This is a genomic window from Pseudomonas sp. 5Vm1k, from assembly GCF_056161485.1.
This window is the reverse complement of sequence record NZ_JBSPCZ010000002.1, coordinates 405,933-421,991: the sequence shown is the minus strand read 5'-3', so window position 1 is coordinate 421,991 and position 16,059 is coordinate 405,933. Positions and strand designations below refer to the sequence as shown.

The 16,059-nt window shown below is 60.5% G+C and carries 16 protein-coding genes and 1 pseudogene; 8 read left to right on the top strand and 9 right to left on the bottom strand.

Annotated features, from left to right (window positions below; translation table 11 throughout):
* Window positions 1-375: 375 nt before the first annotated feature.
* The 8 genes and pseudogenes from ACWIKB_RS05645 (at window position 376) to astA (ending at window position 6,145) form a co-directional block, all read left to right on the top strand.
* Complete coding sequence (locus ACWIKB_RS05645) at window positions 376-1,155, top strand: transporter substrate-binding domain-containing protein (RefSeq protein WP_475265714.1); 780 nt, start codon at window positions 376-378, stop codon at window positions 1,153-1,155.
* A gap of 76 nt (window positions 1,156-1,231) precedes the next feature.
* Window positions 1,232-1,957 carry an ABC transporter permease gene (locus tag ACWIKB_RS05640; protein ID WP_475265713.1) on the top strand — a complete coding sequence of 242 codons (726 nt, stop codon included), beginning with the start codon at window positions 1,232-1,234 and terminating at the stop codon, window positions 1,955-1,957.
* The gene (locus ACWIKB_RS05635; protein WP_475265712.1) at window positions 1,954-2,664 is read left to right on the top strand and encodes an ABC transporter permease; all 711 of its coding nucleotides are present in this window, start codon (window positions 1,954-1,956) and stop codon (window positions 2,662-2,664) included. The genes ACWIKB_RS05640 and ACWIKB_RS05635 overlap by 4 nt, the downstream gene beginning before the upstream one ends.
* 10 nt (window positions 2,665-2,674) lie before the next feature.
* Window positions 2,675-3,436 carry an ABC transporter ATP-binding protein gene (locus tag ACWIKB_RS05630; RefSeq protein WP_475265711.1) on the top strand — a complete coding sequence of 254 codons (762 nt, stop codon included), beginning with the start codon at window positions 2,675-2,677 and terminating at the stop codon, window positions 3,434-3,436.
* Window positions 3,437-3,445: 9 nt separating this feature from the next.
* A complete protein-coding gene (locus ACWIKB_RS05625) occupies window positions 3,446-3,925 on the top strand; it encodes an Lrp/AsnC family transcriptional regulator (protein WP_475265710.1) in 480 nt (159 codons plus the stop codon).
* Window positions 3,926-3,931: 6 nt separating this feature from the next.
* A pseudogene (locus tag ACWIKB_RS05620) lies at window positions 3,932-4,030 on the top strand (metal ABC transporter ATP-binding protein); the annotation flags it as partial.
* A 145-nt stretch (window positions 4,031-4,175) separates the two neighbouring features.
* Complete coding sequence (gene ctlX, locus ACWIKB_RS05615; RefSeq protein WP_475265709.1) at window positions 4,176-5,114, top strand: citrulline utilization hydrolase CtlX; 939 nt, start codon at window positions 4,176-4,178, stop codon at window positions 5,112-5,114.
* Window positions 5,111-6,145: an arginine N-succinyltransferase gene (gene astA / locus ACWIKB_RS05610; protein WP_475265708.1), complete on the top strand. Its 1,035-nt coding sequence runs from the start codon at window positions 5,111-5,113 to the stop codon at window positions 6,143-6,145. The genes ctlX and astA overlap by 4 nt, the downstream gene beginning before the upstream one ends.
* 137 nt (window positions 6,146-6,282) lie before the next feature.
* Here astA and ACWIKB_RS05605 read toward each other — a convergent pair whose 3' ends face one another.
* The 9 genes from ACWIKB_RS05605 to argH form a co-directional block, all read right to left on the bottom strand.
* Complete coding sequence (locus ACWIKB_RS05605; protein ID WP_475265707.1) at window positions 6,283-6,978, bottom strand: HPP family protein; 696 nt, start codon at window positions 6,976-6,978, stop codon at window positions 6,283-6,285.
* A gap of 156 nt (window positions 6,979-7,134) precedes the next feature.
* Window positions 7,135-8,313, bottom strand: coding sequence for an MFS transporter (locus ACWIKB_RS05600; protein ID WP_475265706.1), 1,179 nt, complete (start codon window positions 8,311-8,313; stop codon window positions 7,135-7,137).
* Between the two features lie 151 nt (window positions 8,314-8,464).
* Window positions 8,465-9,808 carry an MmgE/PrpD family protein gene (locus ACWIKB_RS05595; RefSeq protein ID WP_475265865.1) on the bottom strand — a complete coding sequence of 448 codons (1,344 nt, stop codon included), beginning with the start codon at window positions 9,806-9,808 and terminating at the stop codon, window positions 8,465-8,467.
* A 29-nt stretch (window positions 9,809-9,837) separates the two neighbouring features.
* Window positions 9,838-10,725, bottom strand: coding sequence for a polysaccharide deacetylase family protein (locus tag ACWIKB_RS05590; protein ID WP_475265705.1), 888 nt, complete (start codon window positions 10,723-10,725; stop codon window positions 9,838-9,840).
* A complete protein-coding gene (locus ACWIKB_RS05585) occupies window positions 10,718-11,566 on the bottom strand; it encodes a polysaccharide deacetylase family protein (RefSeq protein ID WP_475265704.1) in 849 nt (282 codons plus the stop codon). Before ACWIKB_RS05585 ends, ACWIKB_RS05590 begins: the two co-directional genes overlap by 8 nt.
* 276 nt (window positions 11,567-11,842) lie before the next feature.
* Window positions 11,843-12,667: an ABC transporter substrate-binding protein gene (locus tag ACWIKB_RS05580; RefSeq protein ID WP_475265703.1), complete on the bottom strand. Its 825-nt coding sequence runs from the start codon at window positions 12,665-12,667 to the stop codon at window positions 11,843-11,845.
* A gap of 39 nt (window positions 12,668-12,706) precedes the next feature.
* Complete coding sequence (locus tag ACWIKB_RS05575) at window positions 12,707-13,471, bottom strand: amino acid ABC transporter ATP-binding protein (RefSeq protein ID WP_475265702.1); 765 nt, start codon at window positions 13,469-13,471, stop codon at window positions 12,707-12,709.
* A 10-nt stretch (window positions 13,472-13,481) separates the two neighbouring features.
* Window positions 13,482-14,360, bottom strand: coding sequence for an amino acid ABC transporter permease (locus ACWIKB_RS05570; protein WP_054045850.1), 879 nt, complete (start codon window positions 14,358-14,360; stop codon window positions 13,482-13,484).
* Between the two features lie 156 nt (window positions 14,361-14,516).
* Window positions 14,517-15,944, bottom strand: coding sequence for an argininosuccinate lyase (gene argH / locus ACWIKB_RS05565; RefSeq protein ID WP_475265701.1), 1,428 nt, complete (start codon window positions 15,942-15,944; stop codon window positions 14,517-14,519).
* Window positions 15,945-16,059 lie beyond the last annotated feature (115 nt).

The window sequence follows — 16,059 nt, the reverse complement described above, 5'->3', positions numbered from 1 at the left end:
CGATAACTCCCTGCTTTTATTGTTCTTTATAGAGAAGCTCGCGCGCGAGCGATGCTGGATCGTAACAGTGCAAATTTGTGATGTACAACCGGGATACGTGCAGGTTCTGTCTGCATTTTTACCTTAGATCAAAGATCAAAAGATCGCAGCCTTCGGCAGCGCCCTCAAGGCGCGTAGGAGCTGCCGCAGGCTGCGATCTTTTGATCTTCGGCACCCACGACCGAATCGGCTGCCGAACACGCACGTTCAGCGTACTTGCGCTGTCTGAACAAGGCCTTACGACACCTGACCCACCCCGGCAATTGGCATTCTGGCGTCCCTGCCCATAAAAGCGGCCTGGCCGCGATAACTCCAAATAATCCGGGACTCTAGAAGATGAACATCAAATGGCTGACCTTGCCGGCATTGGCTTTGCTGTGCTGCACCACCGCCGCCAATGCCAAAGAATGGAAAGAACTGCGCTTTGGCGTCAATCCAAGCTACCCACCCTTTGAATCGACCACCGCCGATGGCGGCGTACAAGGCTTCGGCGTGGACCTGGGCAACGCGATCTGCGCCGAGCTGAAGCTGACCTGCGTGTGGGTCAGCAATGACTTCGACGGGCTGATCCCGGCGCTGAAGGCCGGCAAGTTCGATGCCATCGAGTCCTCGATGACGGTTACCGACGCCCGTAAGAAGCAGATCGACTTCACCGATCGTCTGTACGCCGGGCCGACCGCCATCGTCACCCGCAAGGATTCCGGTTTGTTGCCCACCGCCGAGTCGCTGCGGGGCAAGACCATCGGTTACATGCAGGGCACCATCCAGGAAACCTACGCCCGGGCCAAACTGGGGCCGGGTGGCGTGAAGTTGCGCGCTTATCAGAATCAGGATCAGGTTTACGCCGACCTGGTGTTCGGTCGGCTCGACGCGTCGATCCAGGACAAGCTGCAAGCACAAATGAGCTTCCTGGCTTCGCCACAGGGGGCTGACTTCCAGAACAGCGAAGGCATCAGTGACCCGTTGGTGCCGTCGGACATCGCCATTGGCATCCGCAAGGACAACGAAGAACTCAAAGGCATGCTCAATGCCGCCATCAAGGCCCTGCACGACAAGGGCATCTACGCACAGATCCAGCAGAAGCACTTCGGCGATCTGGACCTCTACAACAACTGATCCCCGCGCCCCGAACACTGTGCCGTGCTAATCGGCGCAGTGCTTCAACGCGGGCGCCTCAAGACAGGTGACTGGCGTGAATTCCTTCCTGAATCTGATCGGGCTCGATGTTTCGGCCCTGCAAGGCTATGGCCCGCTGTTGCTGCACGGCACCTGGGTCACCCTAAAACTATCGGCGCTGTCCTTGCTGGTGAGCATGGCCCTGGGCCTGCTCGGTGCGGCGGCCAAGCTCTCACCGCTGAAGGTGTTGAACCTGCCGGCGACGTTTTACACGACGCTGATCCGCGGGGTGCCGGACCTGGTGCTGATGCTGTTGATTTTCTACAGCCTGCAAGGCTGGCTGAGCAACCTGACCGAAGCGATGGGCTGGCCGTACATGGAAATCGACCCGTTCGTGGCGGGGATCGTCACCCTCGGGTTTATCTACGGCGCGTATTTCACCGAAACCTTTCGCGGGGCGATCCTCAGCGTGCCCCGTGGCCAACAGGAAGCGGCGGCGTGTTTCGGCTTGAATCGCTGGCAACGCTTTCGCTTCGTGGTGTTCCCGCAAATGATGCGTTTCGCCTTGCCGAGCCTCGGCAACAACTGGCTGGTGCTGCTCAAGGCTACCGCGCTGGTGTCGATCATCGGCTTGTCGGACCTGGTCAAGGTCGCGCAGGAGGCGGGCAAGAGCACCTTCAATATGCTCGACTTTTTGTTGCTGGCGGCAGCGCTGTACTTGCTGATCACCAGCGCTTCGAACTACGTCTTGCGGGTTCTGGAACGCCGCTATAACCAAGGCGTGCGGGGGATGGCGCGATGATCGAATTGATTGCCGAATACTGGAAACCCTTCCTGTTCAGCGACGGATACAGCCTGACCGGGTTGGCCATGACCTTGTGGTTGCTGGTGGCGAGCATCGTGATGGGGTTTTTCCTGTCATTGCCATTGGCGATCCTGCGCACCTCGCGCTGGGGCCTGTTGCGCTGGCCGGTTCAGCTATTCACCTATGTGTTCCGTGGCACGCCGTTGTATATCCAGTTGCTGATTTGCTACGGCGGGATCTACGGCATCGCGGTGGTGCGCTCGCAACCGTTGCTCGAAGCGTTCTTTCGCGACGCGATGAATTGCACCTTGCTGGCGTTCACCCTCAACACCTGCGCCTACACCGTGGAGATTTTCGCCGGGGCGATTCGCAGCATTCCCTACGGTGAAATCGAGGCGGCCCACGCTTACGGCTTGAGCGGTTGGCGCTTGTATCTGCGGCTGATCCTGCCCTCGGCGTTGCGCCGGGCGCTGCCGTATTACAGCAACGAAGTGATTCTGATGCTGCACGCCACATCAGTAGCCTTCACCGCAACCATCCCCGACATCCTCAAAGTTGCCCGTGACGCCAATGCCGCGACCTTCATGACCTTCCAGGCGTTCGGCATCGCCGGGTTGCTGTACCTGGCGTTGTCGTTTGGCCTGGTCGGCGCATTTCGCCTGGCGGAAAAACGCTGGCTGAACTTCCTCGGTCCCGCTCACTAAAGAGGTTTGCATGAACAAATTGACCGTAGAAAATCTGTTTAAACGCTTCGGTGACAACGAAGTGCTCAAGGGCGTCTCGTTGAACGCCCGGGCCGGGGACGTGGTGAGCATGATCGGCGCCAGCGGCTCGGGCAAAAGCACCATGCTGCGTTGCATCAACTTTCTGGAGCGGGCGGACGAAGGCGCCATCGAGCTGGACGGCGAACGCATCGTCACCCGTCCAGGCATCGGTGGCATGCGCGTGGCCAATCCGGCACAGTTGCAGCGCTTGCGCACGCGGTTGGCGATGGTGTTCCAGCATTTCAATCTGTGGAGCCACCTGACCGTGCTGGAGAACATTGTCATGGCGCCGTGTCGGGTGCTTGGGGTCAGCCGCAAGGCCGCTGAAGAGAGTGCCCGGGCCTATCTGGACAAGGTTGGCTTGCCGCAACGGGTCGCCGATCAATACCCGGCGTTTCTCTCCGGCGGCCAGCAACAACGGGTGGCGATTGCCCGGGCCCTGGCGGTGGAACCGGAGATTTTGTTGTTCGATGAGCCGACCTCGGCACTCGATCCGGAACTGGTGGGCGAGGTGCTCAAGGTGATTCAGGCGCTGGCCGAAGAAGGCCGGACCATGTTGATGGTGACCCACGAAATGGGCTTTGCCCGGCAAGTGTCGACCCAGGTGTTGTTTTTGCATCAGGGCCGGGTTGAAGAGCAGGGCGATGCGACTATCCTCGACCAGCCGGGCAGCGAACGTTTACAGCAATTTTTATCAGGCCGTTTGAAGTGAGAGACGTACATGGCGGATATCCGCGATCTGTCGATCGTGCTTGATCGTATCGATCAAGCCATCATCGAAGTGCTGCGCCACGAAGGGCGCATCACCTATCAAAAGCTGTCCGAGCGCGTGCACCTGACGCCCAGACCCTGTCTGGAGCGGGTGCGCAAACTGGAACAGCTCGGGGTTATCCGCGGGTACGGGGCGATTCTCGATGAAAAGAAACTGACACCGGGGTTGTCGTTGCTGGTGTTGGTGGCTCTGTCGAACCAGAGCGGGCGGGCGGCGCAGAAGGCGTTTGAAGCCAAGGTCCGGGCGTGTCCGCAAGTGTTGGAGTGCCGGTTGATCAGTGGTGCGTTTGACTACAGCCTGCGCATGCGTTGCCGGGACATGGAGCATTACCGGGTGCTGACCGAAGTCTGGTTTGATGACCCGGATTTGCATATCGACAAGTTGGTAAGCCATCCGGAATTGGCGATGGTCAAGACCATGATGGAGTAATGAACGGTGCAATCCCCTGTGGGAGCGGGCTTGCTCGCGAAGGCGTCATGTCAGTCAATATTGAAGTTGGATGACACACCGCTTTCGCGAGCAAGCCCGCTCCCACATTGGTTTTGCGGTCTTCGCCGAATCGGCTGAGCATGCCAACATCTTCAGCCGTTTCCAGCATCACCAACCCCCTTATCAACCGGGTTTTCCCGCCTCCGAAACAGACAATGAGCCTCTCTCAACCCTCATTGAATCTGTGCCCATGCAAACCACCAATACCGTTTTGATGATTCGCCCGACACGTTTCTCCTTCAATCAGGACACGGCGGCGAACAACCGTTTCCAGCGCCCGGCGCAGGTGTCCGAAGACGTTCAGCTCAAGGCCTTGCAGGAGTTCGACGGCTATGTCGCCGCACTGCGCGGGCATGGCGTTGAAGTGCTGGTGCACAACGATGCCGAAGCGCCGCATACGCCGGATTCGATCTTTCCTAACAATTGGTGGAGCAGCCACCCCGACGGCACGTTGGTGCTGTATCCGATGCAGGGCCATAACCGGCGGCTGGAGCGGGACAAAGGCGTGCTCGACTGGTTGCGGGACGAATACCGGGTCGAGCAATTTCTCGACCTGTCGAGTCTCGAACAGCAGGAAGTGTTCCTGGAAGGCACCGGCAGCATGGTGCTGGATCGGCAGCAGCGGATTTGTTACGCCGGCTACTCGACCCGTACTCACGCCCAGGCGCTGGACCAAGTGGTCAGCCACCTCGGTTATGAACTGTGCGCGTTCAACGCGGTGGACCGCCAAGGCGTGGCGATTTACCACACCAACGTGATGATGAGCATCGGCACGCGGCTGGCCATCGCCTGCCTGGCCTCGGTCACGAATCCCGGCGAACGCATGGCCCTGCGTAAACGTCTGGAAGACAGCGGCAAAAAGGTGATCGCCCTCGACTGGGCGCAGCTGGAATCCTTCGCCGGCAACATGCTGGAAGTGCACAACGCCGCGGGTGAGCCGCTGTTGGTGATGTCGCGCACAGCATGGCAGTCGCTGGATCTCGCCCAGCGGCAGTTGATCGAAGCCCACGCCACGCCGCTGCCGGTGAATATCGACACCATCGAACGCATTGGCGGCGGCAGCGCGCGCTGCATGTTGGCTGAGGTTTTCCTGCCCAAACAACTGGCTATCAAGGAGCAACAGCGATGATTGTCCGTCCCGCTACACCTGCCGATTTGCCGGCACTGCTGGCCCTGGCCCATAGCGCCGGCACCGGTTTGACCACGTTGCCCGCCGATGTCGCGCGTTTGCGCCAGCGCCTGGAATGGGCGGCGAAAACCTTTGCCCACGAGGCAGAACGTGCTGATGCCGATTACTTGTTTGTGCTGGAAAACGATGCCCGTGAGGCCATTGGCATTTGCGCCCTGGCCGGTGCTGTCGGGCTGCGCGAGCCTTGGTACAACTATCGTCTGGGCTTGTTTGTCGCTGCGTCGAAAAACCTCGGGATCAATCAGCAACTGCCGACGTTGTTCCTCGGCAATGACATGACCGGGCATTCGGAGTTGTGCTCGCTGTTCCTCCACGCCGATCACCGCAGCGGGCTCAATGGGCGTTTGCTGTCGAAGGCGCGGTTTCTGTTTCTGGCGGAGTTTCGTCAGCACTTTGGCGACAAGGTGATTGCCGAAATGCGCGGCTATTCGGACGACGACGGCGTATCACCGTTCTGGGAAGGCCTGGGACGGCACTTCTTCAAGATGGATTTTGCCTATGCCGATTACCTGACCGGGCTCGGTAACAAGACCTTTATCGCCGAACTGATGCCCAAATTCCCGCTGCCGACTTGCCTGCTTCCGGAAGCAGCGCGTTCGGTGATCGGTCGGGTGCACCCCAATACTGAACCGGCGCTGGGCATGCTCCAGGCCGAAGGGTTTGAACATCGGGATTACATCGACATCTTCGACGGCGGGCCATTGATTGAATGCGCCACCGGGGATATTCGAGCGGTGCGCGACAGCGAAGTGTTGCAGTTGAGCATTGGCACGCCGGGGGAGCAGGCGGCGACGTATCTGATCCATAACCGCCAGTTTGCGCAGTGCCGGATTACCGCGGCACCGGCGAGGGTGGCAGCGGGGACGTTGATTGTGGAGGCGCAAACCGCCAAAACGTTGGGGCTGAGCGTGGGGGATTCGGTCAGGGCGGTGAGTCTGGCGGTGCCGGCTCGGCAGCAGTCTGCGGCCTGACGCCTTTTTTTTGAACCCGCACAGTTACCCTTGTGGGAGCGGGCTTGCTCGCGAAAGCGGTGTGTTATCCAGCATTAATGTTGACTGACACGGCCCCTTCGCGAGCAAGCCCGCTCCCACAGGGGATCTGTGTGATGTCAGGTTCTGCTGCTGAGCACTTCGCCGATGCTACGCCGCTTGGCATGCAACTCACTGGCATGAATCAACTGCTCAAGATCTTCCGGCGTGACGTCGAAAAACGCCTTCATGTCCGCCAACGCGAGTTTCAAATCCTCGGCAGTAATCGCCTGGCTGTCCGCCGAAGGCATGACCGGCACCGGTTCGGCGGGCCGTTTCGGATAGCGAATCCGCGTCAGGTTGTTGTACGCCAGCGCGCTGAGCAGCATGGCGCAAGCGCTGAGCATCACCGGGCCGAGGGCTTTCCAGTCCAGGGCAATGGTCGCCGGGTCGGCCAGCACCAACAGCAGCGCCAACGCCCCGGCCGGCGGGTGCAGGCAACGCAGCCAGCACATCAGGATCAGCGCCATCCCCGCCGCCAGGCACGCGCTGCCCAACGTGCGCCCGAGCACATGGGCGACCAGCAACGAAACCACCCCGGCGCTCAAGTAGCCGCCCAGAATCGACCACGGCTGGGCGAGGGCGCCGGAGGACACGGCGAATAGCAACACCGCCGAGGCACCCAACGGCCCGACCAGGTGTTGCGCCACTTCGATGCCAAACACTTGGCTGCACAACCAGACGCTGAACAGCGTGCCCAGGGACATGCCGATGGCCGCGCGGCTCCATTCCGAAGGACGAGTGTTGACGGCGGCAGGTAACCAGCGTGCGAGCATGATGATTCCGTTGACAAAAAACTTAAGCAAAAAAAAGGCTTACCGGGGATACCCAGAAAGCCCTTGAAGGTGTTCCAACTATTGGGGGAGGAACGGGGCACAGTGTGCCGTTGATTCCAGGTGCTGACAAATTCATATTAATGCAGCTTCAATGCATTATTTTTGCAGTAAAGCTACTCGCCGACCGGCCATGAAACACAGGGATCCACCCATCGCGGTCAGTGCGCACAAGGCGTAGAACATCGTCGGCGCCGGGGTGTGCATCAGCAGGAAACCGCAAATCACCGGACTCAACGCACCGCCCAGTGCCGCAAGATTTTGCGCGCCGTAGTAACTGCCGCGCAGTTCTTCCGGGGCCAGGGTGTCGACGAACAGGAATTCCGCCGGGTAAATGATCATTTCCCCCAAGGTGAAAATGAACATCGCCACGCACCAGCTCACCAGGCCGTCAGCCAGGCTGAAACCAATCAACCCCAGGATGAACAGACTGGTGCCACCGGCAATCCAGTAGCGCAGTTGCTCGCGCTTGAGGAAGCGGCCGATCTGGTATTGCAGCAGGATCACGCTGATGGCGTTGCAGGCGAGCAGGGCGGCCATGGTTTCCAGGGCGCGCTTGGAGTCGTGGGTCACCAGCAGGTGTTGCGACAGGTACAGGGTGAAACGACCGTGGACCACGGTACTGAACAGGCAGCCGCAGGTGAACATGATCAACGTGCGGTCGTTCTTCAGGGTGGTCAGGGTCTTGAGAAAGCTTTGCGGCTGGCCGATGGCGGGCACTTGGGCGGCGTCTTTCGGAATCCCGCTCATCAAGAAAATGCTGAAGAAGGCTATACCACCGGCAATCAGGAACGGTGCAATCGGATAGGCCCCGGCGATCACCACACCAAGCATGGGGCCTGTGGCGTAGCCGATGTTGGTCAGGGTGTAGCGCAGGGAAAACGCCTTGGCCCGCTGGCCCATGGGCAGGTTTTCGCTGAGGATCGCCTTCGAACCGATCAGGAATAAAGCCGAGGCGGTTTCGGTGATCACCAGGGTGGCGGTGGTCAGGTAAAGGTTCTCGGCGAAGGTCAGCAGCACGAATCCGATGGAGCTGGAGAGCATGGCCAGGATCAACAGCCGCCGCTTTTCCAGACGATCGATGATGTAACCGCCGTAGAGCGCGAGCAGGGTGGCGATAAACACCGCGATACCCAGCAGCAAGCCAACGTCCTGTTGGTTGAGACCGAGTTTGTTGCTCAGGAACAGCGTGAGCAACGGGCTGGTGATGGCGCGGCTGACGACGATGGTCAGCGAGCAAATCATCAACCGGCGGATAACGAGCGAGTAAGTGGCCACGGTGGTGCGGATGTCCTTATTCAGATGTTGTGGGGCTTGGCGTCATACCGAGTTGCTGCCATTCGCGAGCAAGCCCGCTCCCACATGTGGAATGCATTCCCCTGTGGGAGCGGGCTTGCCCGCGAAGAGGCCAGTGCTGACAACAAAAATTTCAAGTCAGCCACCGATCCAGCGTCGCGACAGACTCCAGTTCTTCAACCCGCCACAACTGCTCAAGCAATTCCTCAGCCTGCCGCCGCGGCAAAACCCGCCCGGCCAGACTGAAAAACTTCTCTTCCAGCGCCGTATCACTCAGCGGATTCCCCGGCGCGCCCAATGGCACTTCGACGCACAGGCTGGCCTGCCGACCGTCCACGGTCCGCACGCTCACAATAGGCTCGCCATCCTCGGACAATCGCGGGTTCACCTCAAGCCGAATTCGCGACATCCAGTGCGCCATTCGCGGATCACTGCGCTGTGCATCGTCATAGGCTTGCAACCGGCAATGCCCCAGCACCAGCCGCGCGGCGAGGGCATAGCGCAAGCTCATTTGCGCCGCCGCCAGACTGGCGACTTCCTGCCCGCCGCACATATCCTGGAGGAATCCGCACAGCGACACCTGAATGTCCTCGACCTGATCGACATCAACCTGCAACCGCGCCAGCAACAAACCAAGGGCATCAATCGCTGAATGGGTCCCGCGACACGCCGCGTAAGGCTTGATCGAGCAGCGGGCGAGTTTCCATACCTGGCCCAGCTCCGCGTCCAGTGCCTCGGGCACAGCGGCATCGCCGGCGAGGGTCTTGAGAAAACCACCCCAGACGTCATCGAAAAGTTTCGTCGGTCCGGTGATGCCGCGCTGGGCAAACCGTGCAGCCAGCAAGCCACCTTCGGCGGCGCGACCGCTGTGGAGTTTTTTGCTTTGGGAACCGTCATGAATAAACGCCCAAAGACCGCCGCTGAAACTGCCGGCGATGCCGAGCGCGGACAAGGTTTGCGCAGTATCGAGGCCAAAGATCCGCGCACTGGCCGCCGCCGCACCGAACACTCCACAAGTTGCCGTTGAGTGCCAGCCGGCGCCGTTATGCGCCGAATAACTGCCGCAGGCTTCGAGCACGCGACGGCCGATTTCGTAGCCGATGACCACGGCGGTGATGAACTCCCGGCCGCTCACGGTTTTGCCGGACATCGACACGGCGGCCATGACTGCCGGCAGCACCACGGCGCCGGAATGGTCGCAACCACCGGTATCGTCCAGCTCCAGCGCATGGGCGGCGATGCCGTTGAGCATGGCCGCTTGAGCAGCGCCGACTTGCCAATCGGTGCCCCAGACCAATGTGCTGCCGGTTTCACCTTCAAACACCTGGCGTGCCTGTTTCGCCACGTCACTGGCGGCTCCGGCCAGGGTCGCGCCGAAGGTGTCGAGAATGTGCCGCTTGGCTTGTGCCACCAGGGCCGCCGGTAAATCTTCAAACGTCGTATCAACACAGAATCGCGCCAGGTGTTCCATGCGCATCACGCCTTGGTACGCGCTGCCGAACTCGTTCATACGCCGTAATCCCGATAATGCCGCTCATACACCGCCGAAGGATGATCCTCCGTCACCGGCACTGCCGAATCCGCCCACCATTGCGCGACTTCACCCGCCGTGGCGATCCAGACGTCCTTGTGTTGTTGAATGCCTTCGAGCAACTCACGCAGCACGCCAATGCGCCCCGGCGTGGCGATGATTTCCGGGTGCAACCGCAGCACGTAGCACAGGCCAAAGCGGTGAAACCCGGCGAAGTCCATTTGCAGATTGCCGAGGGTGTGGCTGTAGGAAGCGATCCGCGATTGCGCCGGTGGCACCGCCGGGCTGAGGTTGAAGGCGAAGTAGGGTTCGTCTTCCAGTTCGTAGTGCAACGGCAGCTCGATCACTTCGGGCGCCGTCGGGTGAGCGAATGGCAGATCATCGCCACGCCAGGATGAAGACCAGCGGATGCCTTGATCCCTTAGCGCTTCGATAAATCCTGGCGCACCGTTGCCCGCCGGGATACGGAACCCTGTCGGACGCTGACCGGTCAACGTGGCCAAGGCTTCGCAGCCCTTGGCGATGTCGGCGCTCTGGGCAGCCAGGTCGAGATTGTCGTAGTTCTGATGGCGATAGCCGGCGCAGGCAATTTCATGCCCGCCAGCGAGTATTGCCTTGATGTGTTCAGGGTTTTCCTCGGCGACGATGCCGGGGATGCACCAGCTGCTGGAAACCCCCAGTTCTTTGAATAATCCGAGCAAGCGATCGACACCGCGTTGGCTGCCATAGCGCCACACCGATAGCGTCTTGTCGCGCCCGGCGACTTCCGGGGCTTGGGTCAGGATGCCGTGGATGTCGTTGTAATCGACGGTCAATACGACGGCGCACCGGTAGCCGTTCGGCCAGACGTTGGAATCAGCCATGGTGATGCTCCTTCAGCCACCACTGGGCGACATCGCGACAGGTGGCGAACCACACGCCATCGCGCTGGCGCATGTGTTCGAAGAGTTTTTCCAGCAACAGGATGCGTCCCGGTTTGCCGGTGATCTTGGGGTGGAACAGAGTAGTCAGGCACAACCCTTCGTCCATGGCGCCGTCGTATTCGCGGCACCAGTTGTCCAGGGTCAGCTCGTAACTGGCGGTGCGGTCCAGCCCCGAGGGGAAGTCCGGGGCGCGGGTGTAGGCGAGGGAGGCGTAGTCGTCCATTTCCCAACGGCCGGGGATTTCAACCAATGGAGTGTCGAAGCCAGGGACGTTGACCAGATAGGGCCGATCATCGCCGCGCATGCTGCTGGAGTAAGTCACGCCGGCTTCCACCAGCATCGCCGGGGTTTCGGCGCGCCAGTCACCGGATGGCGTGCGGAAGCCTTCGGCGCGGATGTTCAGGTGCTTCCAGAACACCTCGCGGGATTTCTTCATGACGTCCTTTTGCTGGTCCAGCGTCAGGGCGTAAAAGGATTCGTGTTTGTAGCCGTGATACGCCACCTCATGCCCGCGCTCGACAATCGCCTGGCACTGTTTCGGCCAGTTCTCCACGACCCAGGCCGGGACGAAGAACGTTGTCGGGATGTTGAACGCGTCGAGCAAGTCGAGGAGACGGGGCAGGGCGCGGTAAGGGCCGTAACCGCCGAAACCGAAGTACTCGGGCTTGTGCCAGATCGAGCCATTGAGCATGGCATCGCCGGTCGGGCCGTCGAGATCGAAAGCCAGGGCAAGGCAGGCTTTGTGCGGGCCGGGCCAGGTGGGCTGTAACGAGGAGGACATCAGTGGCACTCCATACATCTATAGGTAAAACACAATCCCCTGTGGGAGCGGGCTTGCTCGCGAAAGCGGTGTGTCATTCAACATCAATGCTGGCCGACAGGGCCCCTTCGCGAGCAAGCCCGCTCCCACATTGGATTTGAGTCGATCTCAATCTCTTGGCCAGGCGAGTTCCCCTGTGGGAGCGAGCTTGCTCGCGATGAGGCCAACACATTCAACATCTTTGTTGGCTGATACACCGCTATCGCGAGCAAGCTCGCTCCCACAAAAGGCAGCTCCTTATTTGCCGGCGTTCACGGTCACCGTCTTGATAGCGCCCAGTTCCAGGTCCCACTTCTTCAGAATGGTCTGGTACGTGCCGTCATCGATCATGCTCTGCAACGCCACTTTCACCGCTTCACTCAGCTCAGGCTTTTTCTTGCTCAACCCCATGCCGGAGAACTGCACGGAAATCGGCTGGCCAACGGTCTTGTACATGTCCTTTTCCTGAGTCTTCAGGTACGACAACGTCTCGCTACCCTGCATCGCCGCATCGATCCGGCTCTGGCGCAGTTGTGCACGGGCATCCGCCGAGCCTTCGGTGCCGACGACCACGATGGCCGGTTTGCCGGCCGCTTCACAGTTAGCCTTGCTGTATTCAGCAATCTCCGCCGGGAAGGTGGTGCGTCGGCTGGTGCCGACTTTCTTGCCGCACAGGTCGGTGATTTCGTTGAAGTCCTTGTTCTTTTGCAAGGTGTAGAACTGCGGACCGCTGGTGAAGTAGTCGACGAAGGTCACGCTGGCCTGACGCTCTACGGTGTCGGTCATGCCCGACAGCACCATGTCCACGCGGTCGGTGGTCAGCGCGTTGATCATTTGCTCGAAGCCGGTTTCCTGCCATTTGATCTTCACGCCCAGACGCTCGGCCAGGGCGTTGCCCAGGTCATAGTCGAGGCCCGTCAGCGTGTTGGTCGCCGGGTCCTTGAAATCCATCGGCGGGTAGTTCGGCATGATCGCAACGACGATCTCGCCCTTGGCCTTGATGCTGGCCGGCAATTCGGCGGCGAAGCTGAAGCTGGAAGCCATCAGGCCGGCGAGTACTGCTGGAATTACGAAGTTCTTCATGGTCGTTCTCTTATGAGTGTTGTGAGCGCCAAGCGGCGCTTAGGTTCGAACGGCAGAAATGAAGCTTTGGGTGCGCGGGTTTTGTGGGCTTATTAGTATTTCTTCGGGGCTTCCAGCCTCCACGATCTGCCCGCCATCCATGAACACCATGCGGTTGGAAACCTCGCGAGCGAAGCCCAGTTCATGGGTGACGACGATCATGGTCATGCCGGTTTGCGCCAGATCGCGCATCACCGACAGCACCTCACCGACCAGTTCCGGGTCGAGTGCCGAAGTGGGTTCATCGAACAGCATCAGCTTGGGTCGCATCGCCAACGCGCGGGCAATCGCCACCCGTTGCTGCTGGCCGCCCGACAGTTCAATCGGGTAGCTGTTGCATTTGTCGGCCAGGCCGACGCGAGCGAGCAATTCCAGAGCTTCTTCGTGCGCTTCTTTGGGCGAGCGCTTGAGCACCTGGCACGGGCCTTCGATGATGTTTTGCAGCACCGTCATGTGCGGGAACAGGTTGAAACGCTGGAACACCATCCCGGTGGACAGGCGCTGACGGGCAATCTGCGACTCGTTGAGTTCGTGCAGTTTGTTGCCAACGACCCGGTAACCCACCAGTTCGCCGTCGACCCAGAGGCCGCCCTTGTCGATTTTTTCCAGCTGATTGACGCAGCGCAGCAAGGTGCTCTTGCCCGAGCCGGACGGACCGATGATGCACAGCACTTCGCCTTGCTCGACTTCGATGTTGATGTCTTTGAGGGCGTGGTACTGGTCGTAATATTTGTTCAGGCTCACGGCCTTGACGATGTTTCTCATGTCGGACTCCTCAAGAACGCTTGCCGGCGCCGCGAGCGAAACGACGCTCCAGACGGCTTTGACCGAAGGAAAGGACGGTGACGGCGACCAGATACCAGATACCGGCGACGATCAGCAATTCCATGACCCGGGCGTTGGCGTAGTAGATGTTCTGGGCGTTGTAGAGCAGTTCCGAGTACTGGATGACGCTCGCCAGCGAGGTCATTTTCACCATGCCGATGAATTCGTTGCCGACCGGCGGAATGATGATCCGCATGGCCTGCGGCAGGATGATCCGGCGCAGCGCTTGCAGGCGCGGCATGCCGATCGACTTGGCGGCTTCGTACTGCCCGGTGTCCACCGACAGCAGGCCGGCGCGCACCACTTCAGCGGTGTAGGCGCCCTGGTTGATACTCAAGCCGAGCAGGGCGGCCACGAACGGCGTCATCAGGCTCACGGTGTCCATTTCGAACAGACCGGGGATGCCGATGGTGGGGAAGATCAGCGCCAGGTTGAACCACAACAGCAGTTGCAGGATCAACGGCGTACCGCGGAACAGCCAGGTGTAAGTCACCGCCACGTAGCGCAGGATCGGGTTGGCCGACATGCGCATGATCGCGGTGATCACCCCGAAGACAATGCCCAGGGCCATCGCCAGCACCGCCATGACGATGGTGTTGAACAAACCCCACATGATCGCCTGGGAGGTGACGAACTGGCCGATGTACGACCATTCGATCTTGCCTTCGGCGAAGGCGCGCACCAGGCCAAGAATGGCGATGACGATCACGGTGGCGAAGAAAATCCGCCCGTAATAGCGCCGTGGCACGTGGTGGTACTGGGTGATATCGAACTGGTTGTCCGCCAGGTTGCGCTCCGCCTGGAGTCGTTCTGCTTGAGTCTGGCTCATGATGTTTCTCCGTACGCTGGTGTTTCAGGTCAAGCCCAACCTCTGTGGGAGCGGGCTTGCTCGCGAAAGCGGTGTGTCAGCCAACAACGATGTTGAATGTGCCGGCCTCTTCGCGAGCAAGCCCGCTCCCACAGGGGTATCGCAGTGCCCCTTGGATCAGAGGCGGAAGCCCTGATAGTTCTCGGTCCATTCATGCTGCGCGGCGAGGGCGGTTTTCAGGCGGCCGATCTGCTCGCGCACCTGTTGCGGCGCGGTGCCGCCCCAGCCACTGCGGGCGGCGATGGCGGCTTCAAGGGTCAGGCTGTCGCGCACTTGCGGGGTCAGGCGTGGATCGATCTCGGCCAGCAGCGCCGTAGAGGCTTCCCACAATTCAATGTCGTGTTTCTCACACGCCTGAACCAGCGCACCGGTGATTTCGTGTGCTTCCTTGAACGGTACGCCGCGCATGGCCAGCCAATCGGCGACTTCGGTGGCAAGGGTGAAGCCCAGTGGTGCCTGACGACGCAACTCTTCGACGTTGACCTTCATGGTCGCGACCATCCCGGCCATCGCTGGCAGCACCAGCAACAGGGTGTCGACACTGTCGAGCACGCCGTTCTTGTCTTCACTCAAGTCGCGGTTGTAGGACAGCGGCAGGGATTTCAGGGTGGACAACAGACCAGTGAGGTTACCGATCAAGCGGCCTGCCTTGCCCCGCGCCAGCTCGGCGATGTCCGGGTTTTTCTTTTGCGGCATGATCGAGCTGCCGGTGGCGTAGGCATCGTCCAGCGCGACCCAGCGAAATTGCCGCGACGACCACAGGCAAAATTCTTCAGCGAGGCGGGAAATGTTGATCCCGAGCATGCTGGCGATAAACAGGAATTCGGCTACGTGATCGCGACTGGCGACGGCGTCGATGGAGTTTTCGCACACGCCGCTGTAGCCCATCTCCTTGGCCGACTGCTGAGGCAGGCGAGCGATAGCGGAACCGGCCATGGCCGCCGCGCCGAGTGGCGACAGCGAGGTGCGCACGTCCCAGTCCACCAGGCGCTGCACGTCACGCAACATTGATTGGGCGTGGGCCAGCAAGTGGTGGGCGAAAACGATCGGTTGCGCCTGCTGCAAGTGAGTGAAGCCCGGGCAAATGCTTTCGATGTGTTGTTCGGCCTGATCCACCAGCGCTTGTTGCAGGGCCAGTACTTCAACGGCCAGGGTGCGCACGTGATCACGCAGGAACAGACGCAGGTCGTTGGCGGTTTGGTCGTTACGCGAACGGCCGGCACGCAGCTTGCCACCGAGGGCGCCGAGGCGTTCGGTCAGCAGGCGCTCGATAAAGGTGTGGACGTCTTCGTCGTCCAGGGTCGGGGCGATGCTGCCGGCGCTGAAGTCCGCACCAATGCCGGCCAAGGCGTCGAGCATGGTCTGGGTTTCTTCTTCGCTCAGCAAACCGGCACGTTGCAGTTCCCGGGCATGCGCCTTGGAGCCGGCCAGGTCGTACGGAGTGAGGCGAAAGTAGCGCTCGGGGCAACGGGACAAGGCCGCCAGGGCTTCGGATGGGCCGCTTTTGAAGCGTGCACCCCAGAGACGGTCGGTGGTTTGAGACATTGTTGTTTTTCCTCGTCGTTACGCGAAAGTTAGAAATCGATCTGCTGTTATGCAAAGAGCTTCGCGGGCAAGCCTCGCTCCTACAGATCGGTGTGCCGGGCCCCGAAACACCCGC